This window comes from Pedobacter hartonius (genome assembly GCF_900107535.1).
In the GTDB taxonomy this organism is placed as follows: Bacteria; Bacteroidota; Bacteroidia; order Sphingobacteriales; family Sphingobacteriaceae; genus Pedobacter; species Pedobacter hartonius.
Genome location: NZ_FNRA01000003.1, coordinates 484,321 through 510,057, shown reverse-complemented (window position 1 = coordinate 510,057; position 25,737 = coordinate 484,321). Strand labels below are relative to the sequence as shown.

The window sequence follows — 25,737 nt, the reverse complement described above, 5'->3', positions numbered from 1 at the left end:
ATAGTTAAGCTCCGGTTCTATCCGGGCTTAACTCCATGTGAAATTTACTATCCGCACAAATATTCAAAATTATTTAAGCTTAGGCTTAACCGGTGAGGTACTCTTAAGCGCCCAATAAACCAGTACCGGTTGGAAAAATAGGCGGAAAAACCTTTTTTTATCTGTATTCAGACCGAATGCATTTCTTCTGTGCGTCATCTGCGAAACATTACCCGGAAGAACAGCAGTAAAGAAGCTTGCCGCTATCTGGCCTACTCTTTCGGCATATTTGTCGGGAGTGAATATAAGTGCGGTCCCCATGGCAATTTCAACAAAGCCTGAATAGACTACGGTGTCATCCTTTTTAAGCGGTACAAAGTCAGGTACCTGTGCCCTGAAGGCTCTTCTTGCAAATGTAAGGTGACTTATTCCGGCGAATACCAGGTTTGCCCCCAAGGCAATTCTGGCAGCTTTTTTTATATTTTTTTCTTTCACTGTCTTTGAGTTTGAATTTCATTGATTGTTATGACAACCTATATGTTAGCAAATGGGTTGCATTTTTTTATCAGCTTAAATTCCTTTCCACATCCTATTGGCTACTGATAATTTGTAGGATTAAACATTTCCAGCATCTTTTTCAAGCCCTCAGGAGAATGCATCCAGGAGGTATTATCCAATGTAATACCCGCAACTTCAGTGAATCTTTTCAGCATCTGCTGTTCGTAATGGGCAATGGCCGGCAATGTATCTGTAAACGAATTTCCTGTCAGCACTTCACTCAGTTCCAGTGCATCCAGCATAGCCATATTCACGCCTTCACCTGCATAAGGAGGCATTAAGTGTGCGGCATCTCCGAGCATGGTAATGTTGTGTTGCGCCGGCCAGGCCTGATCAAGGGGCATACAATACAAAGGCCGTACTGTAAAAGAAGTTCCCGGATGTTCAAATAGCTCATTCCAGACAGTATCCCAGCTATGGTACTCCTCCTTAAACCATTCCAGGACCTGCAGGTGCTCTTTGATGTTTATGGCAGATGCTTTTGCTGCAGCGGTACCTGTATTAAAACCGGTATAAAACGCGATGCTGCCATCCCCCTTGGAACTCAGGATGATAGTCCTGGAATTACCAAAGGCAAATATTTTACCACCCTTTAGTAAGACCGCCAGGTGTGGTGCATTCCTGTCAGCATCATAGATGTTCCCCTCAACAACAGTAATTCCGGAATAGAAAGGCTTAATGGGCGTGATCAGCGGCCTGATTTTAGAGTTTGCCCCATCTGCGGCGATCACGATATCCGCTTCTGCTGAATTACCGTTATGAAAGTTCAGGATCCATCCTTCGCCATTTTTTTCCATACCAGTAATATAGCTGTCCCAGATGACCGTGCCTGGCTGTAAAGAATCCAGTAAAAGCTCCCGCAGTGGCCCGCGGTCAATCTCTGGCCTGAACCATGGATCACCGAAATCATCATTAGATTCCTCTCCATGCTGATCGAAATAAACTCTCGCATGTTCATCCGTTACACGGATCCGATCTGCTCCGGGGCGGTAAGCAAGCTTAAAGGTCTCCATCAGACCGGCTTCCCGCAGGGCTTTCAGGCCTGACTCATAATGAAGGTCCAGCGTGGCACCCTGCACGCGCACCTGACGGTTTACATCCCGTTCATATACTTTCACATTTGCACCTTTCAGCTGTAAAAGTCTTGCCAGCGTGAGCCCTCCCGGGCCGCCACCTGCAATTGCAACCTTTTTATCCTGTAATAACATAATTCAATGTTTAAAATGATCATGCAATATTACTCCTTCGGCATTGCCGAAAATTGTATAAATCGGTCGTTTTTATTTTTGCTGAGTTCTTTTGGTGTTACACCGGAAAGCTTTTTTATGGATTTGATAAAATGGGCCTGGTCGGCAAAGTTCTCTTCCGGGAACAACCGGCCTTCCTTAAGATGCAGAAAGGAAGCACGGAACCTTAATATACCGCAGTATTCTTTTAGTGAGATCCCTACACGTTCATTAAAGTAGCGGTTGATCTGCCGGGCAGACCAGCATGATTGTTCAGACAAGGCTGCCACGGTCATGGAACCCTTTGTGTCGTAAATTAGATCGAATAGTTTTTTCTTTCTCGAATCTATCTTTTTTGTTTGCAATGTGGCAAGCATTGCCGTTGATATACGATCTACAAAGCTGTCAAAGTCATCCAAATCAGCTGCGCTGACACCCCAGAAGTGATCAGGCAGGGGGATAGGCTGTTCCGGGGTCATACTTAGCGTATCCAGAATATATTCCAGCGCGGGCAGCTTTAAACTTACCGCAAACATCATGATTCCTGCAGGCAGGGTTTCATAAGAGGCTTTCAGATCCAGAGACATCAGCATCACATGAAGTGGCTCTCTGTCAGACCAGGAGAAAATCACATCGATACGCCCGTCCGGTAATATAACAATATCTTTATCCTGCTCATTATCTGCTGACAGCATCCAGAAGCTTTCCACAAAATCGGAAAGTGAAGGGCCGGGGTTTATTGCCTTATACTCCATAACATCTTAAAATCCTTAAATTTGAACAAATGGAAGGTTATCCAAAGGTACCAAGGTCTTCATACAAGGGCCGCGGCCAACAAAGAAAAAATCCAGCAATACAATTTTACCTTTCAGCTGTGATGAGGAGGTTTTTTTATTATCAGTATCGTATAAGGTCCAGTCAGGCGCGATGGTGCCAGGCGCCAATAAAACGGTCTGCTCATCAACAGGTTTTGCTTTAGGCGGATGAAAACCTTCAGGAATGGCAAAATAAGCTGTGTTGATATTTTCCTGATCAATCTTGTAATTGAAAAAGCTTTCCTCTGTGTAATAGTTTACCACTTCTTTGCCAAAATCAGCTGTCCTTGACCGGGTCATTCTGCTAACCGGCAACCCCGTTGCCTTATCGATAAACAGATGATTGCGTACATATAAATGATCTTTGTTAATGATTGTGTCCCTAACATTAAGGATCAAATGATAGCTATTAATTGAATTAATAATAGTATCAGCTGATTGTACAAGTTGTGCGGGATTTTTCTCTGAGATGGTTTTTATCCAGTGTAATCCACCAAGCAATGACATAGCAAAAGTCATTGCTTGTCTATTATTAGTGTAATAAGTACTATCGGCGGGGTGTAATGAGATTAAATTTTTTCCATTGTACAACTCTACCGTAGGAACTTTCATGCCATCGTATTGAAACTCATTTCTAAATAAATAACCAGTTTCCTTATTTTCTGGTGTCTTTAAAAAGACAATTTTTTTATTTATTATTAAGGTATCAGCAAATACCTCCTTCTGTTTATAGACATATTGAAAGCTAAAATTTTTATAGCTTTCAAGTTTATCAATTGTATTTTGAAGAATATCATCCTTCGCTTTCGCCTGTAAACCGGTCAGAATAAACGCAAGGCAAATAAATAGCTTAATAAGTTTACAGGTCATGATAATTGGTTCTAATTCACTGGTAAATTAAGCAATACAACTGATTATCAGTTATTAAATAACGTTAAAGCCTGGTCTCCCGGCTATAATCTCTAATGCCGGAAAGACAGGGAATACCTGAACAGCACGATTTTTAGAGAGCAGAAGATGGCGAACTGTTAAGAAAAATGAAAGAAGTAGCTTTAAAAAAAAGTCGCAAATTGCCCGTTTATTGTCGCATCTGCACCGCAGCTGTTGTGCTGTAACCCGGTATATTAGTACCAGTTTAACCACAAACGGCAGATATGAACCCGAAAAAGATATGGTCAAATTTCACGGTAAATGACCTTGACAGAACAACAAAATTTTACACCGGACTCGGATTTAAGCCTAACGGGCGATCTGAAGACCTGACAAGCTTTCTTATAGGTGAGCATAACTTTGTGATGCACTTTTTCCTTGAAGACAAGCTGAAAGCCAATCTGGAGATTGAAATCTCGGACGCACATGTTGCAAATGAAATTATATTTACCCTTTCAGCAGAAAGCAGGGATGAAGTGAACGATTGGGAAGCAGCAGTCCTGAATGCTGGTGGAAAAATAGTATCAAAACCCAAAGAGTTTGGAGAAGGGTATTACGGTTGCGTATTTGCCGACCCCGACGGGCATAAGTTTAACGTGTTTTATATGTAAATGCTGTTGACAGTAGAAATTACCAGACCTGATCGATGAGAAAGCTTATTTATGGTATCAACATTAGTTTGGATGGTTGCTGCGATCATACCAGATTCAGTGGTGCAGATGACATCCAGGACTATTTCCGGAAACTGCTGGAAGGTGTTGACACGGTCATTTACGGGCGGAAAACCTATGAACTGATGGTACCTTTCTGGCCGGAGATCGCCCTGACGCAATCCATGGATGAGACGGCAAATGCTTTTGCAAGGGTGTTTGACAACCTGAAGTGCATTGTGGTTTCAAAAACCATAGACAGCGTAGACAACGAACGAACAACCATTATTCGCGATAACCTGCGGGAAGAGATCATTAAACTGAAACAGCAGCCCGGTACAGCGATCTCCACGGGAGGCGTAGAATTACCGGTCCAATTGATTGAATGGGGATTGATTGATGAATTCCATATGGTAGTGCACCCGCTGATCGTTGGACAGGGGAGGCGTTTATTTACCGAAATGAACTTACCGGAAAATCTCGGTTTAAAACTGATTGCCTCAGAAACGCTGAGTTCCGGTTGCGTGGCACTGCGGTATTTGAGCCATCCGGCTCAGGTCTGACAGGCCTGAGCCGGGTGGCTCTATACTTTGCTACAATCTCTGGCTTTCATTCTTTAAGCCGGATTCATGATTTTCCTGTGATTTTACCCTGCTATTGCCAAACCTGTAACTGAAATTCAACCTTATCTGGCGTGATTCGCCCACATAAGTGGTATGCAGTAGTAAATTGTTCAGCTGGCTGTCAGTGTTAAACCGGTTTGCTTTGAACAAATCAGTAGCCGCCAGTTTAAGGGTGGCTTTATCATGCAGTAAATTACGCTGAATGCCCAGATCGATCTGAGAATTACCTTTTACACGTGTATTTAAACCGGCAATATATCCGGTGTTATAGATAGCGGCCGCCTCTGCAGTGATATGACCGGGCAGGGTAAAAGTTTGCTGGGCATTGATGGTCCCTGAGAAACGACTTGGTAGGTAATTGCCATATTCAACAGTCCCCACTTTGTTCGTTAAATGATAGCCTATCCCTGTGACGCTCAGGTTCCACCAGCTGGTTAAGCTGAGCTGCTGGGTAACTGTCAGGTTAAAGTTATCCTGAAAACCGATATTTCTTGGTACCATGATGATCCTGTCGTTATCTAAAAGTTCCGTTACGCCGCTGCTCAGATCACTTGTATGGGTATACCCTGCAGATATGGTGCTGTTTTTATAAGTATACAGTAAGGAAATGCTGTTCGCATACTGAGGCTTGAGGAATGGATTGCCTTTCCAGTAAGAAAGTTCATCCACAGGATAGGAAAAAGGGTTCAGGTTGTTATAAGCCGGGCGGTCAATACGACGGGCGAAACTCAGGTTAAAGGTGCCCGATTGTTCCGTCTTAAAGTTAATCCCCGCGGTTGGAAAAAGGTTTAGATAATCTCTCAGTACAGAAGTGGGAAGCTGACTGCTGCCCCCGCGTGGTTGCAGATCTCCGTCAGAATGTGTGTTTTCCAATCTTAAACCAAGATCAAAACTGATGTTGGTACTGATAGGCGCTTCATACTTCAGATACCCGGCAGTGATTTGTTCCTGGTATTTGAAGGTATTCGATAAATTGACGTCCAATATATTAACGCTGCCATTGGCATCATACTGATTAAATACATTGTTGGCATTCACATCAGAGAATTTGACGCCTGTAGAGACTCTGCCTTTTGCCAGGTTAAAACCATAGTCTGCTTTGACTGCAAATAACTTAATGTCCCTGCTGTTTGACACAAGGAAATTGTTGGAGGATTGAAATTCTCCCGCGGGCGAATAAAAAGTGTTTGTGCTCAGGTTATCTGTATTGGCGTCAAAGTATCCAAAATCGGCATCTATGGTCAGTGTGGTGCTATTGGCACCTTTGTAGCGGTAATTCAGGTTAGCGTTATAGCGGTTGGCCATTTGGATTGGGTAGCTGCTCTGGCTTTTAAGGGTTTGCAGCAGTTGCCCGGTTGGCTGATCAAAGATATTCGTCAGAGGCGTGATCAAACCACCACCGGCGGCAAAATTGCCATTGAATACGATCCCGATGATCTTTGTGGTATCAATGGTATAATCAGCCCCTACAGTTGACCCAATACGATGCTGCATGTCAACATCGTGATTGGCATTCAGATAAATCTTACCATTCGTTGTGCGGTCATTATCATAATCCATGGCATAATGACCGAAGTTGTGGTTATAACTTCCAAAAAGATTCATTTTGCCTTTACGGTAATTGAGGTTCAGATTGGTATTTTGCTTTAAGGTTTTACCATAGGCTACACCGGCATTGACGCTTCCGTTGAAACCTTCTGCGGCAGATTTTTTCAATACGATGTTGATAATGCCACCCGTTCCTGCAGCATCATATTCTGCAGAAGGATTTTTGATGATCTCTATATTTTTAACACCGGAGGATGGCATGGAGATCAGCAGCTGTGCTAATTCTTCAGCCTGAAGATAGGTTTGCCGGCCGTTTATCAAGACAAGTGTTCCGTTTGTTCCGTTTAGCGTAATGGAGTTGTCCTGGCTGACGATAATTCCGGGAGCTTTTTTTAAGGCTTCAAGTACATTTGTGCCCTGTGCTGTGATACTGCTTTCTACATTGTAGATCAGTTTCCTGCCGTCGGTTTGCAATAAAGGCTGTTTTGTTGAGCGGATAACAACTTCCTGCAGATGCTGATCGACCGGTTGCACATTTAAAATACCAAGATCTTCGTCGGCCGTTAGTCTGATAGGTTCACTTTGATAAAGCGTACTCCCCAAATAACTAATGGTAAGCTGGTAGGTTCCTTCCGCTGCAGAAAAGGTAAATGATCCATCCTGGCCTGTCAATTGCTGCTGGACAATTTGTTTGCTGCTGTCTGGCTTTCCGGCAGTAGCCGGCCCGCTATCAATAATTTTATGAATACTTACCGTAGCAAATTCCAGGGGTTTCTGATGGTTATCGATCACCCTGCCTTTAAGCGTAAGCGCATCCTGCGTAGCCGTTAATTCCAGTAAGATGTTATTTTCTATCAACCTGAAAGATATAGAGGTATGCAGCAGCAGCTCCTGTAGCGTCTGCTCCAGCGTTCTGGTGCGAACGGGCATGCTGATCACTCCCAGGTTATTTATATCCGTTTTACGGTAATAAAACCGCAACGGGCTTTGTGCCTCTATTTTTTTAAGACCGGAGGCCAAACTCTCGTTATGAAGGCCCATCGTTACTTTGTTTGTTAAAATGTCCTGCCCCTTAACCGGACCGGCTAATAGTATTTGAAAAGTGATCAGGCTGATTAAAGTTAAAACAATGCTTATACGCATCAAATGATAAGTTAGGGCTTTATTAAAAATTATTTGCATCCTTTCCCTCCAATCAGTATACTGCCATCCGGCCTGGTTTGATAGGAAGCGTTATTAAAAGCACAGATCACTTTGAGGATCTTTTCTAATTTTTCGCCATTTAACGAAGTTCCGGTAAAACGGCAGTTCTTCAGTTTTTCATTGCTGAAACTGATCTTTACATTAAAACGCTGCTGTAATTTTAAAGCAGCCTCTGCAAAACTGACATCTTCGAAATGGAGGTCACTGTGCTGCCAGGCAATAACCTGTTGCGCATCTACCACTGCTTTAACAACTTCATTTTTTGAAGTATTGAAGCTGATCTGCTGGTCAGGTATAATGATACCCAATAACTTATGCTCATCAGCTACACTTACCTTACCGCGGGTTACCGTGACCACAACAGTGTGGTTATTCTGATCTTCCCTGATATTGAAAGCAGTGCCTAACACGGTGGTTACTACTTTGCCGGTGTGAATAATAAAAGGTTTGGCGGCATTGTGGGCTATATCAAAATAAGCTTCGCCTGAAAGGTATACTTCTCTCGTTCTGCCCTCAAAGATTTCAGGGTATTTTAATTCAGAACCTTCATTGATCCAAACCTGGCTGCCGTCTGCAAGATGGACTTGCTTTTTATGTTTAGGCGGAACATGGAGTGTGTTGAACTGTACCGGTTGAAAATGCATTTTTATGGGCTGCCATTCCAGGTACAGGGCGAACGAGATCAACAATGCCGCGGCTATCGAAGCGATACGCTGCCACAATAGGCGTTTTTTGCCGGGCAATGGGAGTACCTTTGCACTCCCTTTAGGAATGGTGTTGCTGATTTCATCAAAAACACCGGAAAGCCATTTGTCCTTAGCCGGCTGATCCATGCCGGGCCATACAGCATTTGCATTGTTATTTTGTTCCAGCCAGCGTTCAACCAGCTGGTTTTCTTCGGTTGTGGTTTGGCCTTCCAGGTAACGAACCAATAAAGCTTCTATTTGATCAGGACTCATTTCTATCAGAATTTGACAGTAGTCGTTTAAGATGCATTTTGGTACTATAGAAAAATGAATATTTTTTTAGCCGGACTGCCGGCTTACCTGAACCAGTGTATAAAAGTAAAAGCAAGGATGGTAGCCAAGGACTGGCGCAAATGCTTTAAAGCGGTGGATAGCTGGTTTTTTACGGTTTGTTCTGAAAGCTGTAATTGTGAAGCGATTTCGGGAATACTCCGGTTTTCTTCCCTGCTTAACAGGTAAATCTCCTTCACTCTCGGTGATAACTCATCCAGGGATCTCTGAATATTTTGCTGCAGTTCTTTCGCTGCAATTTGCTGTTCAATAGTAGTTGCCTGCAGATCGCTTAAGCCTTGTATCATGACCGCATACTCCTTACGGGTAATATTCTTCCTTATCTTGTCAATCACACCGTAACGGATCAGGGTAAAGAGGTATGCTTTTAAATCACGGTCTACCTGCAATTGTTTTTTGTTCTCCCAGAGTTTCACAAACAGGTCATGGATAATATCCCGGGCATCTTCGAGATCAAACAATTTGGAAGTGGCAAAACCTGTTAACGCCTCTGCATAGCGTTTGTAAATTTCGGCAAAAGCATGCTCATCGTCTTTCTTAAGAAGATCGATCAGTTCAAGATCTGTAAAAAAAATGTAGGCTTTTGTTGATTTCAAAAACGAAGATACTATTAAATTAATAGATACTCAATTCATAGCGTTCGCCCTTTATTCATCCTCTGCGCCGGACGTATCAAGATCTTCGTTTCTTTGGCGTTGAGTCTGTAAAGCAGTTAAAAACCGGTTGCCCTTCTTTAACTGCTTTGCAGACTTCGCCGCCCTTTGTTATTTTACTTTCACTGCAATTTCGCCATCATTAAGTCCCTCAATGTTTCCCTTCAATTAACCTGTAACAAATGACCGGTCGCTTTGTCATAATTAAAAATGTATATGAAGAAGATCCTGAATATTATTGCCCTCACCTTGATGTGCTTTTCGGTCACAGCACAAACTTCAAAACTTCCGTCTTTTATAAAGGATTATGCTTTTAAAAAGCAGTTTAATGGTACGGTATTGATCAAAAAAGATTCGAAAATAATCTATAACAACAGTTTTGGATTAGCCAACCGCGAATTCAATGTGCCTGCTGCAAATGATACAGAATATAAAGTTTGCTCCATCACCAAATCGCTTACAGCGGTCCTTATACTTCAACTCTGTGAACAGGGTAGAATCGGCTTAAATCAAAAGATAATTACCTACCTGCCTGCTTATAAAGGAGAAGCTGGAAATAAGGTTACCATTGCTCAGTTACTGAACCATACCTCAGGGATGATGAACACCGACACCGTCAGCAGTACCGAAAGCGCAGTGAAAAATGGTATAGGATTTTACCATAAGCCATATTCGCCTGATCAGATAGTGGATATGTTTTGTTCCTATCCTTTGGCCAGTGAACCCGGCAAAAAATTCGACTATAATAATGGTGATTATATGATTCTGGGTAAAATTCTGGAAACGCTTTATAAAAAATCATACGAACAGATCGTAACTGACCAGATATTAACTCCATTGGGAATGAAAAACTCAGGATTAATGGGTCAGGACAAGCTGATAAAAAACCTTGCAAGCAGCTATTTTATGCGGGATGACATCAAACGTCTGGTACCTGATTTACCGGTATATTACCAGGATTGGTATGCAGCCGGATCGATGTATTCCTGTACAGCGGATGTGATGACGTTTTTTAACGCCCTGTTTGACTTAAAACTGATCAAAAAATCATCCCTGGACCTGATGCTTACACCGGGCCTCGATGATTATGGGTACAGCGTTTGGATCCGCGATACTAAGGGTAAAAACATTAGATACAAGCGGATGGAGCGCTATGGCAGCATAATGGGTGCAAATGCAGTGGTGTTCCACTATTTAAATGAAAATATGACTGTGGTGATATTGAGCAATACAAATCTGACGGACTTGGGCGACTTTGCATTGAATATCGGAAAACAAAGTTTTTAATGAACTGAAAACAGGGATCCTGTCATCCGAATATTTGTTTTATTTTATATTAGTAAAATATAAACCCTTAAATATACATATGATGAAGTACCAGATTGATATAAAGTCTATAATGATTGGCGTGTTAGCTGCAGCCCTTTTAATGGCAACATTTAGTTTCAAAGACGAGATCCCGGAAAAGGATGGAAGGTATCAGACAGCTGTTGGCGACAAGGGAGTAGTGATCTTAGATACGAGAACGGGCACATATATTATGAACATAGATGCAACTAATATGGGCTGGCACAAAGGAAATTTCTCCAATACGCACAAACTGGCAAAGGAAACAAAGGAAAAAAATCTTTAGGCCGCGGGTAATCAGTCCCCGGGTTTGAATTTGGCTGCTATCTGCCTTTACACCAGCAAACGGAAATTGACTTTGTGGTTGAGGATAAGGCTGACCAGGATCCATTGTGTGGCCTATTCAAAAACCGGTGTGAGTTTTCTGGAACAGCTGACAAATGTCATTTCCGGCAGATTAAGTGATTTTACGCTGGATGTAGAAATGCTTTCTAACCGAATGAATATGAGTCGGCCTACGCTATACCGGAAGATCAAAGCGCTGACAAATAGACTTTTTTGGAACACTTAATTTACGGCTTACCACAAGGGAACGGAAAAAGCATTACACCTATAGGTCTTCGATGTAGCCAGGACTTGCTTTATCCCTAAATTCTGCTTACTTTGAGTGCCCACACCGCTCTATATGAAAAAGACAATTCTGTTGATTGACAAAGATCCGGCCATCATTGAGGTGATCGCAAGTATCTTGAAAGAAGAGGGATATGAGGTAGCCATTTCAAAAAAGCCATTTCACATTGATGAAGTTCATGAGTTGAAACCCGAATTGATTTTGCTGCACAATGGGCTCAACGATATGGGCATGGAGATCTGTAAGGCGATCAAAGAAGATGTGGGACTGAAAGATATTCCGGTGTTAATGACCTCCACTCAGTCAGATCTGCCGGCAAAGGCTGCACAAAGTTGTGCCGATGCCTACCTTGCAAAGCCATTTGACATAGACAAACTTTGTGACCTTATTAAAGAAATGATTGTCACGGCTGGAAAGAAGCGGGACCCGGATCCTCTTCCTTACTGATGTTATATTCTTTCAATGCCTGGTTGTAGCCTAAGTTGTAGCTGATCTGACCCCATGCTGTCAGCATCAGTATGATGTCTTCATCTTTTAACGGGCCTGATACCTGATTCTGGCAATAAACAAGGAAATCGCTTTCTGTCATGGTGTGTTGCTTAATATTATTGGTAACTGCAAAATAACTGCTTTGGAGCGGGCAGCGCAAATTTAAATCAAATGAGTTGTTAAAGACTAAGTACATGTTTCAAATCGGAGCCTTGTGTAAAAATAACGCTCAAAGGGAAAGCCTCTGCTTTTCTGTTTGTTGGATACCAGTTTCTATGGGGTGAAACCAGAATGATTAACCCCTGCTCATCACCAAGTACAGTGAAATCATCCTGTTTTGGCTGTTTGGGATAATAGGGTAAGTTATAATCTGTCGTTAGCTTTTTCGCCTGAGCGTTAACATTCTCACATACAATTCCAATTTCACTAATATACAGGAGCTGCGCTTCATCAAAATCCAGTTTGGCGTTATTGAGTACATCCTTGCGGCTGATGAGCTCCAGCAAGTTGCCGTTGTTATCATAGAAATAGAGAGATTCAGCGTTCCAGGCCTCAAATTTTGAAAACTGCGAGGTTGCTGTTACAGGCAGTATTTCTGTTTTGTGCTTCAGCCAATCAAAGGCTTCATGAAGTTTATTGTTAGGAATATCAATTGCAAGGTGATAATTCGGGCTTTGAAGAGCGGTATACCCAAAAGATAATTTAGTGGTGCCGATAAGGAAGGAAACTTCGTCTTTGTTTTTATAAAGTACTTTGACATTTAGAACTTCCGTATAAAATTGTTCTGTGGCCGGCAAATCAGTGCTAAGCAGAAGGATTTCAATTATTTTCATAGGTAAAGTCTATCAATGAAAAGCATACTGCATAAAAAAAAGGCCGTGCATCACTGCAGGGCCTTGTATCGTATGAATAAGCATTCATTGACTGAATTTACTTTTTCTGGTTGTAAATGCAAAGATAAATTGTCAAAAAAAAATTTTGCATTTGGTTTTAAGAGTATTCCGTAGCCAATTTTTCTAAGAATCGGATGATGTAAACCTTATCTTTGGGTAAAGTATTACTTCCAAAAAAAAGGAAATATGATAGAAACTCAGAAAGACCAGAAATTAGCGGTCCTGATTGACGCAGATAATGTGCCTTATGCCAATGTGAAAGAGATGTTCGAAGAGATTGCGAAGTATGGTACACCTACGTTTAAACGAATCTATGCAGACTGGACAAAGCCTACTGTTTCCGGCTGGAAGAACGTTTTGCTGGAAAATGCCATCACACCGATCCAGCAGTACAGCTATTCCACCGGTAAAAATGCTTCAGACAGCGCGCTCATTATTGATGCGATGGATATTTTATACACGGGTAAAGTGGATGGTTTTTGCATCGTTTCCAGTGACAGCGATTTCACAAGGCTTGCTACCCGGCTGCGCGAAGCTGGAATGAAAGTGATCGGCATTGGCGAAAAGAAGACCCTAACTCCGTTTATAACGGCATGTGACAAGTTTATCTATATCGAAATATTGAAAAAGGATGCCACAATTCCTGTTGAAAGTATAAATAAATCCCGATCAAAAAAGGCGAAGCAACCTGATAATAAACCATTAAGCAGAATCGATCCGCAGGTTACGAAATTGTTAAACGCCAGTATCGTTGATCTGGCAGACGATAATGGCTGGGCCTACCTTGGTGACCTGGGTAGTCTTATGTTAAAGAAAAAACCTGACTTTGACCCGAGGAACTATGGGTTTCCCAAAATGCTGGCATTTATAAAAAGCATGGAACAGTTTGAAGTTGACGAGCGCGAAAGCGGAAAAAACAACATCAAGCATATTTATATCCGTAAAAAATAGACGGATGTTGTCTATGGTATGATTGCTAAACCTTGCAGGGCAAAACAAAACAATGCATGATCTTATCTGTTCATCATCAGGATTTATTACCTATACTGAAAGCATATGATAAACAGAGAAGATGAATTGTTCGATGAACAGGAAAATACAGAAAACCAAAGCGGGGATTTAAAAGGTTCAAATACAATTAAAGATCCTGATGAATGGACTACCGGAGACGAACCGATGACCGGAGCGCAGCATTCTTACCTGAAAACACTTTCGGATGAAGCAAAAGAAGATTTTGATGAAACACTCAGCAAATCTGAAGCCTCCAAACGTATAGATGAACTTCAGCATAAAACCGGAAGAGGGCTGGATAACAAATAGTCAAATCAAAAGGCCCTGCAATTTTCGAAAACTCCTGTTGCATTATCCCATTTTTCATAAGTTCCCTTACGGTTGGCATTCCATAAGCGCTGTCCAGATAAAATTCCGGTCTGAAGCCATCGATGGTTACCATGATGACATGTTTTGCCGGAGCTGTTTGAGCATCAGCCCGCATGGCAGCAGCTGTAACCAGCGACAGTAGTATATATTGTTTTTTGATTGTCAGATCTGTTTAGTCAGAAACCCTCCCGTCTGGAATGGGTAGTAACTAAGACAAAAATGGAAGTGTTGGGTTAAGAAGAACGATGAACTGTGTTAAGATTAGGTTACCCTTAGGTTCAGCTTCTTATAAAAACAGGCCATACTGGTAATTGCAGTATGGCCTGTTTTCACGGTTCTACAAATAACCGGCGTAGGTAATATCTGCAATCAGTCCGGTGCCTTTCGCCACCCAGCCTAAAACATCACGTGTTTTTTCGCTGGACGACGGGCAGTCTACTGAAGCGAAGTGTGCAAACCACCCGAAATGGGCGGCCACCTCATCGCCGGTTTTGCTGACTAAGGGCAGGTGCAGTCCATTGGCGATCGCTTCGGCGATCTCCCGGAACGGGACGCCCTCTTCAGCCACAGCATGAAATACTTTTTGTGATGGTTGTTGTTCAACGATCATACGGTATAATGCTGCTGCATCAGAACGGTGTACCGCAGGCCAGCGGTTATTGCCTTCAACAACATAGGCTGATTCCCCTTTTTCGCGGGTTATGCCGATGACCATCGGCACAAAGCCAGAGCTGTGGTCGCCTTCACTGTGTACGCTGAGAGGGAGGCGCACTGTATACACATTTGCACCCAGAGCTGATACTATTGCAGCGGCTTCCTCAGATGCTGCACGGGGAGCCACATCGGAAATTACAGAAATTACATCATCCTCCGTCGTCAGTCCGCTGTCGCGCAGTAAAGCCAGCACTGAAGTGATCACCAGTGGTTTACCGGAACCTGCGATTGCCTCACCCAATGCCTGGATCACCAGGCGATCGGCTTCACAACTGGCCTTAAATTTTGAAAAATCATGATTGAAGGCAGTATGAATGACCGCCTCAGAACGGGTGGCAGCCTGGCGGATGATCTCCAGGTCATTAACGTCACCCAGCAGTATTTCAGCACCGGTTTCCCTCAGCTGTTCAGTACCTTGGTTTGAACGGACAAGACCCAACACCTGATGCCCGGCCGCTAATAATTCTTTTACGATTGCGGAGCCCATATATCCTGAGGCTCCAGTTACAAATACGCGCATATCGAAATAATTTTGTTTATACAAAATTGACCAATGGCAATGCGCGAAAAGAGGTCATTTGACCATAGTTTAATGACGCTGAAGTTGCGCATGGCGGATGCGCGTCAGTGTTTTAAGTGATATACCGAGATAAGAGGCAATCATGCGGAGGGGTAACCTTAACAGGTAATTCGGAAACATCCTGACAAAACCGTCATACTTTTCTTCTGCCGTACCACTTAAGGTGGTCAGTATGCGCTCGCGGTTAAGGTAGATGTTCCGCGAAATGAGTTTGTTTGTAAAACCTCTGAATTGCGGTATTTCGGCCAGTAATGCGTCAAAATTTGATTTATGCCAGCACAGCACATCGCTGGGTTCCACTGTACCGATACTAACACGGGAGGGCACCTGCTGATCATAACTTGCAGGATCAAGCGTCCAGTTATGCTCCGGAGAGAATAACAAAATATGCTCGCTGCCGTCAGCAGAAGTGGTAAAGGTCCGCAGCATTCCTGACAGAACAAAGATCTTATGCCTGCAAATTTCGCCGGTATTTAAAATAGACTCATTGCGCCTCAGTGTTTTCTGCACCGCCAGGTCACTGATCCTTTGGATCACGTTTGGCGGAAGGCTGCCCTGTGCTTGCAGGTAAGTTTCGAATTCGGGGTGCATCACTCAAAAATAATAAATTTTACAATAGCAATTGCATATATACCTTTTGCTAACAGTGTATTTTTATTAAAGATATACGGTATATTCATTATAATTCAAATCGTATTTATATTTTGCAGCCATATTAAATATAATAAACATGGCATCAGGTTTTTTTGCGATTTTGGATGATATAGCTGCTTTAATGGATGATGTTGCGTTGACAGCAAAGATTGCAACAAAAAAAACTGCTGGTATATTAGGCGATGATTTAGCCGTCAACGCAGAAAAAGCTACCGGTTTTCTGTCTTCCAGGGAATTACCGGTGCTTTGGTCCATTACTAAGGGATCTTTAATCAACAAACTGATCATCATTCCCATCGCATTACTGCTCAATTTGTTCTTTCCGGTTGCTATTAAATTCATTTTAGTGTTGGGAGGGTTTTACCTGGCTTATGAAGGCGTTGAGAAAATAGTCGAATACTTTTTTCACGGTTCAAACGAAGTTCATCAGGTAGCTGCGGAGGTTAAACAAGAAGACAAGGATGCCGAAAAAGCAAAAATAAAATCTGCTGTAGCGACTGATTTCATTCTGTCTGTAGAGATCGTAATTATTGCATTGGGAACAGTTTTAGAAGAAAATATAATGGTACAGGTCGTAACGGTTTCGATCGTTGCACTATTAGCAACGATAGGTGTATATGGCATCGTTGCATTGATAGTCAGAATGGATGATACCGGTTACAAATTGATCAATCGTTCAGATGATAAAGGTATCTTGTCAATGCTGGGACATGTACTGGTTAAATCGCTGCCTTTGATCATCAGGGTTTTAAGTGTTGTAGGAACAATCGCGCTGATCCTGGTTTCCGGTGGAATTTTTGTTCATAACATCGAATACTTACACCACGTATTTCCAAACATACCATCGGTATTTAAAGAGTTTGCACTTGGGCTGGCTGCCGGACTACTGGCGGTAGCAATTGTAACAGAAGGTAAAAAGTTGGTTTCATTGTTCAGGAGCTAACCATGATCAGGATATAATATGTTGGCCGGATCAATATGCCTCAGGCGGGAATAAACCCTGATGACAAAATTACTTATTTTGCCCTGGGATTTGGCATGAGTTCGTCTTTAATGATCATTATTCAGTCGCTGCAGAATTTTTTACACATGCGCTTGTAGCAAACAAATGGGAGAATACGCATATGATCGACAGGTTAAGTGCGCTGGTCAATTTCAAGGCAAATTCTACCCTCTCATTTTTTGCAGGGCCATCGTTTAACCTGTATGATGTCCCAACGGAAGGCGTTCTTAATGAGCAGCAGCAGATTGTTAAAAACAAACCCGGCCTGGTGAATATAGGAAATAACAAAGGCTGGATAGGCTGGACTGTGGGAATATCGTTCCTTTAGACCTGAAAATGGCCCGTTGATAAACTGGCTAAGGTAGGAATATTAAGTTAATCACATTTATATATGTTTTGATAAGCAAAACAATCTATCTATTTTCGTTATTCATATCGATGTGTAACGATCTTGAGTTTATGAATAAATATTCACTGTTCGATAAATGAAGAAAAACTTATTATTTACAGGATTGATCGCACTGTTCCTGTGTGCAGTTTCAACTGAAGGTGTGAATGCACAAACTGCAGAAGTTAGTGTCGGCGGTGGCGTTGCCAGTCCGTATAAAATAAATCCCTCTACAATATCAGCACTGAAAAAGGTGGAGGTAACCGTGAAAGGCCACGATGGAAAGGATCATCATTATAGCGGTGTTTCCCTTTATGAAGTGATAACGAAAGCAGAAGCAGTTCCCGGGAATCTTTTAAAGGGTAAAACGATGGCGAAATATGTTCTGATTACCGCGGCCGACAATTATCAGGTTGTTGTAGCTATTCCTGAATTTGATCCGGCTTTCACAGATCAGGTTATTGTTTTAGCCGACAAAGAAGATGGGAAAGCACTTGCCGCCAATCTAGGCCCGTATCGTTTGGTGGTGCCGGGGGATAAGAAACCTGCAAGAAGTGTGATGCGTGTTATTTCAATAGAGGTGCTTGATGCGAGAAAACCTTAAAAATTTAAACCGGGTTGGATGATTTTTGCATTTAACCAGGCTTTAGAGGCAGCCTAACTCATCAGACCTTTTTTCTTCTGATCATGAACCTGCAGCTCTCAAGGAGAAGTATTGAAAAGGTTATTCCAAAGATAAAGGCCATCCCGTTTGTATAGCCTTTGACTGCCAGCTTATCACTTTTGCCGGTCAGCACCATTCCCGCCCATGAAAACGGCAGTTTATCTCCCTTTGCGATCCAGGTGAGCTGAGCCTTTTGTAATGCAAGATCTAAAGGGAGTCCTTTTTTTACGTTTTCTAAAATGAGGTTCGATAGCCCATAGGCATCCTGATCTTCTATGGCCCAGAGTGTAGTGTAAACACTTGGTACTCCGGCAGAAATAAAACCTCTGGCCAGACTGTATACCCCTTCTCCGGAGCGCAATTTGCCGATTCCCGTTTTACAGGCAGAAAGCAGGACCAGTTGGGTATTGCCGGAAGCAGTTGCCCTGATGTCTGATAACTTAAGGGCAGAATCTGCCAGATAAACCTCAGGCTCTTCCTTTAGGCTGTCTGCGGCCGCATGAGCGATGAGTTGCACAGTCTGATATCCTGACCAGCGTTGCTGAAAGTTCTTTTTGCTGGCCTCGCTGCCGAAAAGGAAATCCGGAAAACGAAAGAACTTTCCATTATTCCTGATGGCCCGTTCCGAACCGGAAAGAGGGGGCAGATGCTCAGTAACCGCAGCATTTCCTGCAGGGGCGGCATTTCCTGCAGCAGCGAAATGAACCGGGGCTATGCCCAGGTAATCACCGGCTCTTTCCAACTGGTTTTCGTGGCTGCCGGCTTTTAGCAGCATCCTGGCAGAATAACTATAACTGAAAGCATATGAATTCAGCAGGTAAGCAGGTTCTTTAACGTTGCGGCTAAGCGCAGCAAAAGGAATATCCTGGTTTTCTGCAGATACGATGATCCTGGATCGCAGGATATTCTCAAACGGACGGATCAGCGCGCTGTAAAGCTGATAGGCTATCTGCAGGTACTTTTCGAAGTGTTGGTTCTGCCCATTTTTGGAACTGCTTATCAAGGCAAAATCTTTGATGTTGCTTTGATAAGCAGTGATCTCAACCTTTCGCAGGTACTTTTTTTTCGGTGAGATGACTAAAACATAAACCGCCTTGTCTCCGGCAAAAATAGATAAAAAAGATTGTCCGTTTTTTTGTAGGTATAGCTGCAACAGGTTCAGGGCGGGAACTTTGTCGTTATACTTATGTTCATAATAAGCAGGGTATTCCCGTTCCAGTTTTTTGATGAAAGCTAGTAATTTATCCTGCATGCCGATGACCATTGCCAGGCGTTGTGGCTGCTCATTTTGCAGCCTGCGCAACTGCAGTTTTAATTGTGTTTCTTCCTGCAGTACTGATGCCGGCAGGTTGCTGGCGGCGGCAAGTTCGTTCAGCTCGTCCAGCAGCAGCACAGCCCTGCTTTTCTCCAGAAAAAAGAATGCTTTATCCTTATCCTTCAGCAAATAGCTGCATTCTATCGCCTGTTCATACATGGTCCTGATTCTGGCCCGCCAGAATAACTTTGTATAGCTACCCAAATGTTCCCTGCGCATATCATCTGAGAGGGTATCGAGGAGATCATAGGTTTTCAGGGATTGAGCAAAGTAACCTTTTTTCAGCAGCAGGCCGGCTTTATCTACCAGGACGGTAAAAGGATAATCTTTCTGCCACAAGGCTTTGATCTGTGCCGCTGACGGATTTTGAAAGGCGTCTCCGGGTTTGAAATGAATGGGCAGATCCTGCAAGGCCTGCCGCAGCGAGCCCAAAGCTTCAGCCGTTTCATTTTTACGGATATGGTCTAATGCGACGTTGTTATGAAACCTGCTCAGGTAATACGGATTACCCAGGAGCGCTGCTGCGAGTTTCGCATATTTTTGTATATCCCCGGTGTTGCAGGTAAGAACTGATACATAATGCAGGTCTGCATACATACCCGCCACTTCTTCGCTTTGGTTAGCCCTTTTGTATGCCTCTGCGGCCTGTATATAAAGGGTTGTGGTGGCAGGATACTCTTTATGGTTCAGGGCAATATCACCACGTAATTTATAATAATTTCCGCGCTCAAAATCTGTGGAAAAGTAGGAGGCAAGGCCTCTTAACTCATTCATCGTGGTTGCTGCGCGTTCAAACTCTCCCAGCTCATTTAGCTGAATGCATTTTTCATACAGGTTTCTGGCCATTGAAAGTTTATCACCTTTGCCTTGCGCATAATGATAACCCAGCTCCGCATACTGCAGCCCCCTGTAATAATCCTGTACCTGATAATAATAGTGTGAAATCGCCTGGCAGGCCAGTGCCGGGACACCCCATTTATCAATCGCTTTTTTACTGATCTCGAGGCTTGCCTGGTAATGGGACAGCGCTTTCTCATCTGATTGGGTCTGCTGGTAATAATGACCCAGGTAAAAATGATATTTGCCCAGGTATTGGCTGGGATTTATCTGCGGGTTACGGGAGGCGATGAGGACGGATTCCTCGAGCAGCCGAATGGCCTGTTCCGGACGTCCCTGTACATTTTCGGCACTTCCATAGAGGAAAAGCAAATTTGTATAGGTGCTGTCACGGGTAATCCTGTTCCGGATACAGTACTGCTGCAGCTTTTTAAAAGCTGCGCTTTGTGCTTCCGGCTGCAATTTTATAATCTCATAAAAACTTTGCCACACCCTGAAGTCAGGGGATGATTGTCCTCTGCCATAAACCGGCAACAGCAGCAGCATGCAGATGAGAAAGGTTCTTCCCATGTGATCAGCCCTTCCTGATCTTTTCAGCAGTAGTCAGGATGGAATTCTTCAGGGCGGAAAGAGTATTGATCAATGTATTCTTTAAAAACTCGGGGTAGATTGGTGGGCCCGGAACGGGCATAGGAGGTGGGTTATGCACTTTATAGGCTTCTTTTTCTCCCCAGAGGTGACTACCGGCAATCAGTACCAGGTAGTTTTTTTGCTCCTTGTCGAGCACTTTTATTTTTGAAGCCAGACCCGCGGCGGCGGTATTTCCGGTAATGTATCTGACCTGCTGTAAAACTAGCTTTTTTTCTACCGGCTGCGGATATTTCAGGATAATCTGATCCTTCATCCAGGAATGTTCTTTATTGCTCTCCAGGAAGTTTTTAGTTGAAGCGGATACTTTTGCCATAGTTGTTTTGCTTTATATGATTGAATGTAAGTTTGTTATGGCCTGTACAGCCATTCCAAAGCTTTGGCTTTTCCAGTCTGGTTTTCCCTGATAATTTCCTCCAATAACCCTTTTGCTTTCCTTTCATCGCCGGGTTGGTTCCGGAGAAGATGGCTTATGGCTGCATAAAACTTACCGGGGTTTTGGTAGAGTTCCTTTTGAACGGTAATGCGATTAAAATCTGCGATTGCTTCATCAAAATGCTTCAGCTGAAGGTTGGCGAAACCTCTGATTTTTAGCCCTTCAGGATCATTGGGATGATGCTGAAGATACGCATCCGCTGACTGCTGGGCGGCCGCGTAGCCAGACTCGTTATACTGAAGAATTGCGGCCTGAAGCTGATCGTCCCTGTTGCCCAGCTGTACAGGCAACGAAGTGAAATTCTGCGCAAGGTAGACCGATGCCTGTTGCGGAAGTCCTGGGCTCAGGTTGTTGTTTAAGAAGTATAAACCCAGAATGACCAGGATCGCAGCGGCAATACCAATTCCGGTGAATAAACCAAAACGGTCCGGTTTTGCGGCAGGAATTGAAGTCCATTCCCGGTGTTTCTCCTGTAGGGTGGTGGTGCCGGATCCGTCCTGAACGCTGATTCTGGCCTGCAGGTAAAAGGCGATTTCATCTAACAACTCGGGCGACTGATCCATATCTTTTTCGAAACGGCTCTTCTGCTGTTCATCCATCGTACTGTCAAAGTAGCTTTCAATCCTTTCATCCATGGTTATAGGCTCCTTTCAATGTGACCGAGGTATACATGGTCTTCAGCTTCCCAAGGCAGCGCAGGCGGCTCGTTTTCGCTACGGCTGCAGAAAGATATCCCATATGATCCGCGATCTCCTGATCATGATAACCCTCACCCCAGGCAATGATGATCCCTTTGCATTTCTCGTCCATAGACTGGATATATTTTTTCAGGGTTGTCACTTCATACTTCTCACTCAGCTGCTGGACGATATCCCGGTTATGTCCCGGCAGGATTTCAAGATATTTTTCCAGCGCGTCCCTGTATGCCGGAGCAGATTTTGCCGCGCTGTTTGTCCGGATCCGGTCGATGCACTTGTATTCCAGGATCCTGCTGATATAAGTTTTTAGCGAAGATCTTTGTTCAAACCGCCCGGATATGATAGTTGATATTGTGGTCATGACCGCATCAGAATAAGCCATTGACGTATCGTCTTCAGTCAGGTTATGCTTCCAGGAAGCAGTGCTGATCATAGACTTGTATTTCAGATACAGCTTGCTCTCCCAAAGCTGCCGCTGGGAATTGCCAAGTTGAATTCCAGCCGTTAACTGCTCATCTGACGGGTGTTTTCTGATGCTGAAGTTCATATCTAAGGGCTAAAAGTTCATTGTCGTAACGAATGAATTACATGAATAAATCTAGCCATATTATTAGGAAAAACAAAATTCTGTATCAGTTAAGTGTATAAAAACTAGCACTTTGAATTATTTTTTATTTTTTGTTTCCCTTTGCTGAGCGTTTCGCGACTAACTAAATGATGATCAATCAAAAATTAAATTTCAACCAATTATTAATCCTTTAATTCTTAAAACAATGTCAAACGAAACACTAACACTACGAAAAACAGCGAACAGTCTGGACCTGATTCTGGACCGGGCAATTCTGAAAAATGAGATCACTTTAGAGAACGGTTCAATTAAAGTCTCTGAAAAAGTATCTGCAGCAACAAAAAGAGCGCTGGAGTCTTCCATAGGCGTAAAGGTAATACCGGGGGGAGTTCTGGTAGGCACCCACATCGGTAAACTCACTCCTTCGTACCTGGAACTTGTTAGAAAACGGAATGCACGCAGCCTGATCAACCAGCGCTACAGCCAGTTGGGCGGTTATGGATCGCGCCTCGGACTGCCAACAGGTGACGTAGTATCTGACGGAAAAGGCGGTTATAAAATGGATTTCAGGGGTGGAACTATTGGAACTGACGGCGGTGCAAATGTCTGGGCCGACAGTACGCTGCGCGTAGAGTTGTGGATGGTAGGGCTTCATTGTGTACTCAAACAGGAAGTTGAAGACGAAGTATACGGGTCGATCACCGCATTGATGCCATCCTTCGGTGGAAGTTCTGTCAATATCATTCCAGAGTTTAAGTTCCGCCACGATGGGGAGCGGATCGTGAACCTGGGTATCAAGTTGTATGACGGACCGCCGGCAGACCTGCTGCTTACAGGAAACCTGGTAGAAAAAGACAATAGCTCTGAGATTGTTCAGTATAAGGCAAAGGTTGAACAATGGGCCAGACAGGCTGTTGCCGCATTTGGCGGAGCTGTAGGTTCAGCAGCAGAATCCATGGGGGCAGATAACGGACTGATCAAAGACATTACAGGCCTGCTTTTCAATTTAGTAGCTGGTATCTTTGGAATGAACGATGATCCATATACGCCACAAACAATTAACATTTTTGCTAACGACCTCATCTCCGGGAATTACGGACATTATACCAGATCGTACAAAAGCCGTTCGGTTAATTATACGCACGCATTTGATCTGACAGGTTTTGACGATGGTAATGACAAAGGCATTTATACCATGTTTATCGATGCAAGGGTATTCAATCAGTCACAACGACTGTAAATACTATAAACTTCCTTGTTGCCAGGAGCAATAAGGAAGTTTATTTTTTTGGTAAAGAACAGCTTAAATTGTTTCCCGGATCATCTTAGCAGTCTTTTATTCCCTGTTGCGTAAGACCATGAGCTATTTGGAGTGATGAAATAACCTTAATAAGTCTCTTTGAATACCCTATCCCGGGATTTTTGCAGTTCACGGTTCAGCGTTCCGTCAGTGTACTGGTTGACAAGTTGTTCGTAGGTGTATTTGAATGAAAATGTTTTTCCGGACTTGGTTCCGTCAATAGCCAATACAGGGCCAGTACCTTTTACGTTTTCGGGTCTTGTGTGGTAAATGTCCAGCTCATCAAAGCTGTCCTTGAAAGCAAGTTTTATAATTTCGTTAATTTTCTCTCTGTCTATCTCTATCATGATGCTGTTTTTTATGTTTTTTACCGTCGAAGCCGGAATAAGGGAGAGCATTTGGTAAGATACTCATTAATTCACAAGCATTCGGAACAGAAATACCACAATTGAAGAGGGAATAAATAAAACGGTCTCTATTCTGATGTGAGGCCGTTTTATTTGTTGAAAAGGCGGAGATCTATTTCGCTGTGGTCTCGTTCTGGTATCGGTTACCAAACCTGTCCGTTGCCACAACTTTAACTTTCTTTACAGCAGGGTCAAAAGTAGCTGAGAAAAGATGCCCTGTTTCATGTGGTTCTACAAAATGACGGCCTGCGGGTTTATCCTCGCCTTTGTACAGATCTACCGACAAGGGATCATATCCGGTTTCCTTATGGAGTGCACCATGAGGCTGATCATCCAGGAAATACTCTACTTTCCATTGCGGATCATAGTTCCAGACATTGGCAAGTATGCGCATCTGGTTGCCCTGCTTCTCTGCATAAAGACTGAGCTGGTTTTCTTTTGGCAGGCCGGTTGATTTGTAATACCACTTTAATTCCGTTCCATTTACCTCATATACGCCATAACCGCGGGGAGTGCCGTCTGTACAAACCGGGCCGGTCCACCAGGCGCCGCATACTGTGCCGTGGTTGTGCTCATACACACCATTGTCTAAATTGTTATCATGCCAGTGTGTATGGCCCGACATGATGTGAACATTGTTAAAACCCTGCAGTACCTGATAAAAATCGGCATTGTTCTTTACGCCGATGCATACCGGGATATGCAGGTTAATGATCACCAGATGATCTTTGGCTACCTGCGCCAGGTCTTTGGCCAGCCAGGACAGCTGATCCTCTGTGATATACCCATCATATTCGCGCTCCGTACCAAGGTAACGTACATCATCCAGCACGACGTAATGTGCCTTTCCGCGGTTGAATGAATAATAGGTGGGGCCGTAGAAGGTTTTAAAGGTCTGGTCTGAGGTATCATCACCGCCGATGCGGTAATCCATGTCGTGGTTACCGATAACCTGAAAGAAAGGGATACCCATTTTTGCGATGGCTTCATTATAATCCGGAAAAAGTGCATGGTTGTCCCACACCATGTCGCCCACACATATGCCATGTACCAGAGCATCCTTTCCGAGTGAGCTGATCGTTTCTATGGTATCAGGCAGGGATGTTTCCATCATCTGTTTCACATCCTTTTTATTTTTAACCTGAGGGTCAGCCCATATGATAAAATGATGATGGGTGTCGTCTGCATTCAGGGATTCCAGGCTGAAATCATAAGAAGAACTTCCGCCCAGGTTTTCGTATTGTTTGGCGATATTGTAATCGTTTTTAAAATGGTAGCCTGCCGGTGTGCTCATGAATACGCTTTTAGCTTTCTCGTTGGGCCTAAGCTTGTAGCGTCCTTTTTCATCAGTCAGCACAACCGTATATCCATCGGAAACTGCCACATTTCTGATGCCCTTTTTTCCCGCAGTTACCCTGCCTTTGATGAGTGTTGTAGTGTCTGCCAGGCCAAAAGCATTGGTATGCAAGGCGATAAATGCACTTCCGGCAATGAGGCCTGCGCTTTGAAGGAAAGATCTTCTGTTCATATTTTAAGAATTAAGGACCCTGCGTTCACCGGTCC

The 25,737-nt window shown here is 43.4% G+C and carries 29 protein-coding genes; 12 read left to right on the top strand and 17 right to left on the bottom strand.

The features are described from left to right. Nucleotides 1-69 precede the first annotated feature (69 nt). The 4 genes from BLW16_RS08290 to BLW16_RS08275 form a co-directional block, all read right to left on the bottom strand. Nucleotides 70-474 (bottom strand): DoxX family protein, encoded by a 405-nt coding sequence (locus tag BLW16_RS08290; RefSeq protein ID WP_090556073.1) that lies wholly within the window; start codon nucleotides 472-474, stop codon nucleotides 70-72. A 101-nt stretch (nucleotides 475-575) separates the two neighbouring features. Beyond that, nucleotides 576-1,745 (bottom strand): FAD-dependent oxidoreductase, encoded by a 1,170-nt coding sequence (locus tag BLW16_RS08285; protein ID WP_090556072.1) that lies wholly within the window; start codon nucleotides 1,743-1,745, stop codon nucleotides 576-578. 29 nt (nucleotides 1,746-1,774) lie between these two features. After that, nucleotides 1,775-2,518 (bottom strand): helix-turn-helix domain-containing protein, encoded by a 744-nt coding sequence (locus tag BLW16_RS08280; protein WP_090556071.1) that lies wholly within the window; start codon nucleotides 2,516-2,518, stop codon nucleotides 1,775-1,777. A gap of 15 nt (nucleotides 2,519-2,533) precedes the next feature. Beyond that, complete coding sequence (locus BLW16_RS08275; RefSeq protein WP_090556070.1) at nucleotides 2,534-3,448, bottom strand: peroxiredoxin family protein; 915 nt, start codon at nucleotides 3,446-3,448, stop codon at nucleotides 2,534-2,536. Nucleotides 3,449-3,732: 284 nt separating this feature from the next. Here BLW16_RS08275 and BLW16_RS08270 point away from each other — a divergent pair, with 284 nt between their 5' ends. Together BLW16_RS08270 and BLW16_RS08265 are read left to right on the top strand one after the other, a co-directional pair. Then, entirely contained in the window at nucleotides 3,733-4,119 is a 387-nt protein-coding gene (locus BLW16_RS08270) for a VOC family protein (protein ID WP_090556069.1), read from the top strand. A gap of 35 nt (nucleotides 4,120-4,154) precedes the next feature. Continuing rightward, the gene (locus BLW16_RS08265) at nucleotides 4,155-4,721 is read left to right on the top strand and encodes a dihydrofolate reductase family protein (protein WP_090556068.1); all 567 of its coding nucleotides are present in this window, start codon (nucleotides 4,155-4,157) and stop codon (nucleotides 4,719-4,721) included. A gap of 30 nt (nucleotides 4,722-4,751) precedes the next feature. On the opposite strand, the gene BLW16_RS08260 is transcribed toward BLW16_RS08265, so the two are convergent. From BLW16_RS08260 to BLW16_RS08250, 3 genes are all read right to left on the bottom strand, one after another. Beyond that, entirely contained in the window at nucleotides 4,752-7,472 is a 2,721-nt protein-coding gene (locus tag BLW16_RS08260; protein WP_175470517.1) for an outer membrane beta-barrel protein, read from the bottom strand. A 29-nt stretch (nucleotides 7,473-7,501) separates the two neighbouring features. Then, entirely contained in the window at nucleotides 7,502-8,491 is a 990-nt protein-coding gene (locus tag BLW16_RS08255) for a FecR family protein (protein WP_090556066.1), read from the bottom strand. A gap of 83 nt (nucleotides 8,492-8,574) precedes the next feature. After that, a complete protein-coding gene (locus BLW16_RS08250) occupies nucleotides 8,575-9,165 on the bottom strand; it encodes an RNA polymerase sigma factor (RefSeq protein ID WP_175470516.1) in 591 nt (196 codons plus the stop codon). A 273-nt stretch (nucleotides 9,166-9,438) separates the two neighbouring features. Here BLW16_RS08250 and BLW16_RS08245 point away from each other — a divergent pair, with 273 nt between their 5' ends. The 4 genes from BLW16_RS08245 (at nucleotide 9,439) to BLW16_RS08230 (ending at nucleotide 11,647) form a co-directional block, all read left to right on the top strand. Beyond that, a complete protein-coding gene (locus BLW16_RS08245; RefSeq protein WP_175470515.1) occupies nucleotides 9,439-10,509 on the top strand; it encodes a serine hydrolase domain-containing protein in 1,071 nt (356 codons plus the stop codon). 79 nt (nucleotides 10,510-10,588) lie between these two features. Then, on the top strand, nucleotides 10,589-10,855 hold the full coding sequence (locus BLW16_RS08240; RefSeq protein WP_090556063.1) for a hypothetical protein: 267 nt from the start codon (nucleotides 10,589-10,591) through the stop codon (nucleotides 10,853-10,855). Nucleotides 10,856-10,927: 72 nt separating this feature from the next. Further along, nucleotides 10,928-11,140, top strand: a complete 213-nt coding sequence (locus tag BLW16_RS08235; RefSeq protein ID WP_139298290.1) for a hypothetical protein — start codon at nucleotides 10,928-10,930, stop codon at nucleotides 11,138-11,140. Nucleotides 11,141-11,254: 114 nt separating this feature from the next. After that, the gene (locus BLW16_RS08230; protein WP_090556061.1) at nucleotides 11,255-11,647 is read left to right on the top strand and encodes a response regulator; all 393 of its coding nucleotides are present in this window, start codon (nucleotides 11,255-11,257) and stop codon (nucleotides 11,645-11,647) included. On the opposite strand, the gene BLW16_RS08225 is transcribed toward BLW16_RS08230, so the two are convergent. Together BLW16_RS08225 and BLW16_RS08220 are read right to left on the bottom strand one after the other, a co-directional pair. Next, complete coding sequence (locus tag BLW16_RS08225) at nucleotides 11,604-11,789, bottom strand: hypothetical protein (protein WP_139298289.1); 186 nt, start codon at nucleotides 11,787-11,789, stop codon at nucleotides 11,604-11,606. The genes BLW16_RS08230 and BLW16_RS08225 overlap by 44 nt on opposite strands. Nucleotides 11,790-11,868: 79 nt before the next feature. Next, nucleotides 11,869-12,522 carry a VOC family protein gene (locus BLW16_RS08220; protein WP_090556059.1) on the bottom strand — a complete coding sequence of 218 codons (654 nt, stop codon included), beginning with the start codon at nucleotides 12,520-12,522 and terminating at the stop codon, nucleotides 11,869-11,871. Nucleotides 12,523-12,768: 246 nt separating this feature from the next. Here BLW16_RS08220 and BLW16_RS08215 point away from each other — a divergent pair, with 246 nt between their 5' ends. Then, the gene (locus BLW16_RS08215) at nucleotides 12,769-13,533 is read left to right on the top strand and encodes an NYN domain-containing protein (protein ID WP_090556058.1); all 765 of its coding nucleotides are present in this window, start codon (nucleotides 12,769-12,771) and stop codon (nucleotides 13,531-13,533) included. 105 nt (nucleotides 13,534-13,638) lie between these two features. After that, nucleotides 13,639-13,902 (top strand): DUF3072 domain-containing protein, encoded by a 264-nt coding sequence (locus BLW16_RS08210; protein ID WP_090556057.1) that lies wholly within the window; start codon nucleotides 13,639-13,641, stop codon nucleotides 13,900-13,902. A gap of 397 nt (nucleotides 13,903-14,299) precedes the next feature. Here the strand turns inward: BLW16_RS08210 and BLW16_RS08205 are convergent, their stop codons facing one another. Together BLW16_RS08205 and BLW16_RS08200 are read right to left on the bottom strand one after the other, a co-directional pair. Next, nucleotides 14,300-15,196, bottom strand: coding sequence for an SDR family oxidoreductase (locus tag BLW16_RS08205; RefSeq protein WP_090556056.1), 897 nt, complete (start codon nucleotides 15,194-15,196; stop codon nucleotides 14,300-14,302). Nucleotides 15,197-15,265: 69 nt separating this feature from the next. Next, nucleotides 15,266-15,847 (bottom strand): Crp/Fnr family transcriptional regulator, encoded by a 582-nt coding sequence (locus BLW16_RS08200; protein ID WP_090556055.1) that lies wholly within the window; start codon nucleotides 15,845-15,847, stop codon nucleotides 15,266-15,268. Between the two features lie 139 nt (nucleotides 15,848-15,986). Between BLW16_RS08200 and BLW16_RS08195 the strand changes: the two genes are divergently transcribed. From BLW16_RS08195 to BLW16_RS08185, 3 genes are all read left to right on the top strand, one after another. Then, a complete protein-coding gene (locus BLW16_RS08195) occupies nucleotides 15,987-16,853 on the top strand; it encodes a DUF808 family protein (RefSeq protein ID WP_090556054.1) in 867 nt (288 codons plus the stop codon). A gap of 181 nt (nucleotides 16,854-17,034) precedes the next feature. After that, nucleotides 17,035-17,241: a hypothetical protein gene (locus tag BLW16_RS08190; RefSeq protein ID WP_090556053.1), complete on the top strand. Its 207-nt coding sequence runs from the start codon at nucleotides 17,035-17,037 to the stop codon at nucleotides 17,239-17,241. Nucleotides 17,242-17,398: 157 nt separating this feature from the next. Beyond that, complete coding sequence (locus BLW16_RS08185; protein ID WP_090556052.1) at nucleotides 17,399-17,905, top strand: molybdopterin-dependent oxidoreductase; 507 nt, start codon at nucleotides 17,399-17,401, stop codon at nucleotides 17,903-17,905. Nucleotides 17,906-17,966: 61 nt separating this feature from the next. Here the strand turns inward: BLW16_RS08185 and BLW16_RS08180 are convergent, their stop codons facing one another. Genes BLW16_RS08180 through BLW16_RS08165 form a run of 4 tightly spaced genes read right to left on the bottom strand, consistent with a single transcriptional unit; the run spans nucleotide 17,967 to nucleotide 22,446 of the window. Next, nucleotides 17,967-20,687 (bottom strand): CHAT domain-containing protein, encoded by a 2,721-nt coding sequence (locus BLW16_RS08180; RefSeq protein WP_090556051.1) that lies wholly within the window; start codon nucleotides 20,685-20,687, stop codon nucleotides 17,967-17,969. 4 nt (nucleotides 20,688-20,691) lie between these two features. Continuing rightward, nucleotides 20,692-21,081, bottom strand: coding sequence for a hypothetical protein (locus BLW16_RS08175; RefSeq protein WP_090556050.1), 390 nt, complete (start codon nucleotides 21,079-21,081; stop codon nucleotides 20,692-20,694). 35 nt (nucleotides 21,082-21,116) lie between these two features. Continuing rightward, nucleotides 21,117-21,836, bottom strand: coding sequence for a hypothetical protein (locus BLW16_RS08170; RefSeq protein WP_090556049.1), 720 nt, complete (start codon nucleotides 21,834-21,836; stop codon nucleotides 21,117-21,119). Further along, nucleotides 21,829-22,446, bottom strand: a complete 618-nt coding sequence (locus BLW16_RS08165; protein ID WP_090556048.1) for an RNA polymerase sigma factor — start codon at nucleotides 22,444-22,446, stop codon at nucleotides 21,829-21,831. Before BLW16_RS08165 ends, BLW16_RS08170 begins: the two co-directional genes overlap by 8 nt. Nucleotides 22,447-22,672: 226 nt before the next feature. Between BLW16_RS08165 and BLW16_RS08160 the strand changes: the two genes are divergently transcribed. Continuing rightward, complete coding sequence (locus tag BLW16_RS08160) at nucleotides 22,673-23,707, top strand: LGFP repeat-containing protein (RefSeq protein ID WP_090556047.1); 1,035 nt, start codon at nucleotides 22,673-22,675, stop codon at nucleotides 23,705-23,707. A 146-nt stretch (nucleotides 23,708-23,853) separates the two neighbouring features. Here BLW16_RS08160 and BLW16_RS08155 read toward each other — a convergent pair whose 3' ends face one another. After that, nucleotides 23,854-24,114: a hypothetical protein gene (locus BLW16_RS08155; RefSeq protein ID WP_139298288.1), complete on the bottom strand. Its 261-nt coding sequence runs from the start codon at nucleotides 24,112-24,114 to the stop codon at nucleotides 23,854-23,856. Nucleotides 24,115-24,286: 172 nt separating this feature from the next. Then, complete coding sequence (locus BLW16_RS08150) at nucleotides 24,287-25,702, bottom strand: calcineurin-like phosphoesterase C-terminal domain-containing protein (RefSeq protein WP_090556045.1); 1,416 nt, start codon at nucleotides 25,700-25,702, stop codon at nucleotides 24,287-24,289. Nucleotides 25,703-25,737: the final 35 nt, after the last annotated feature.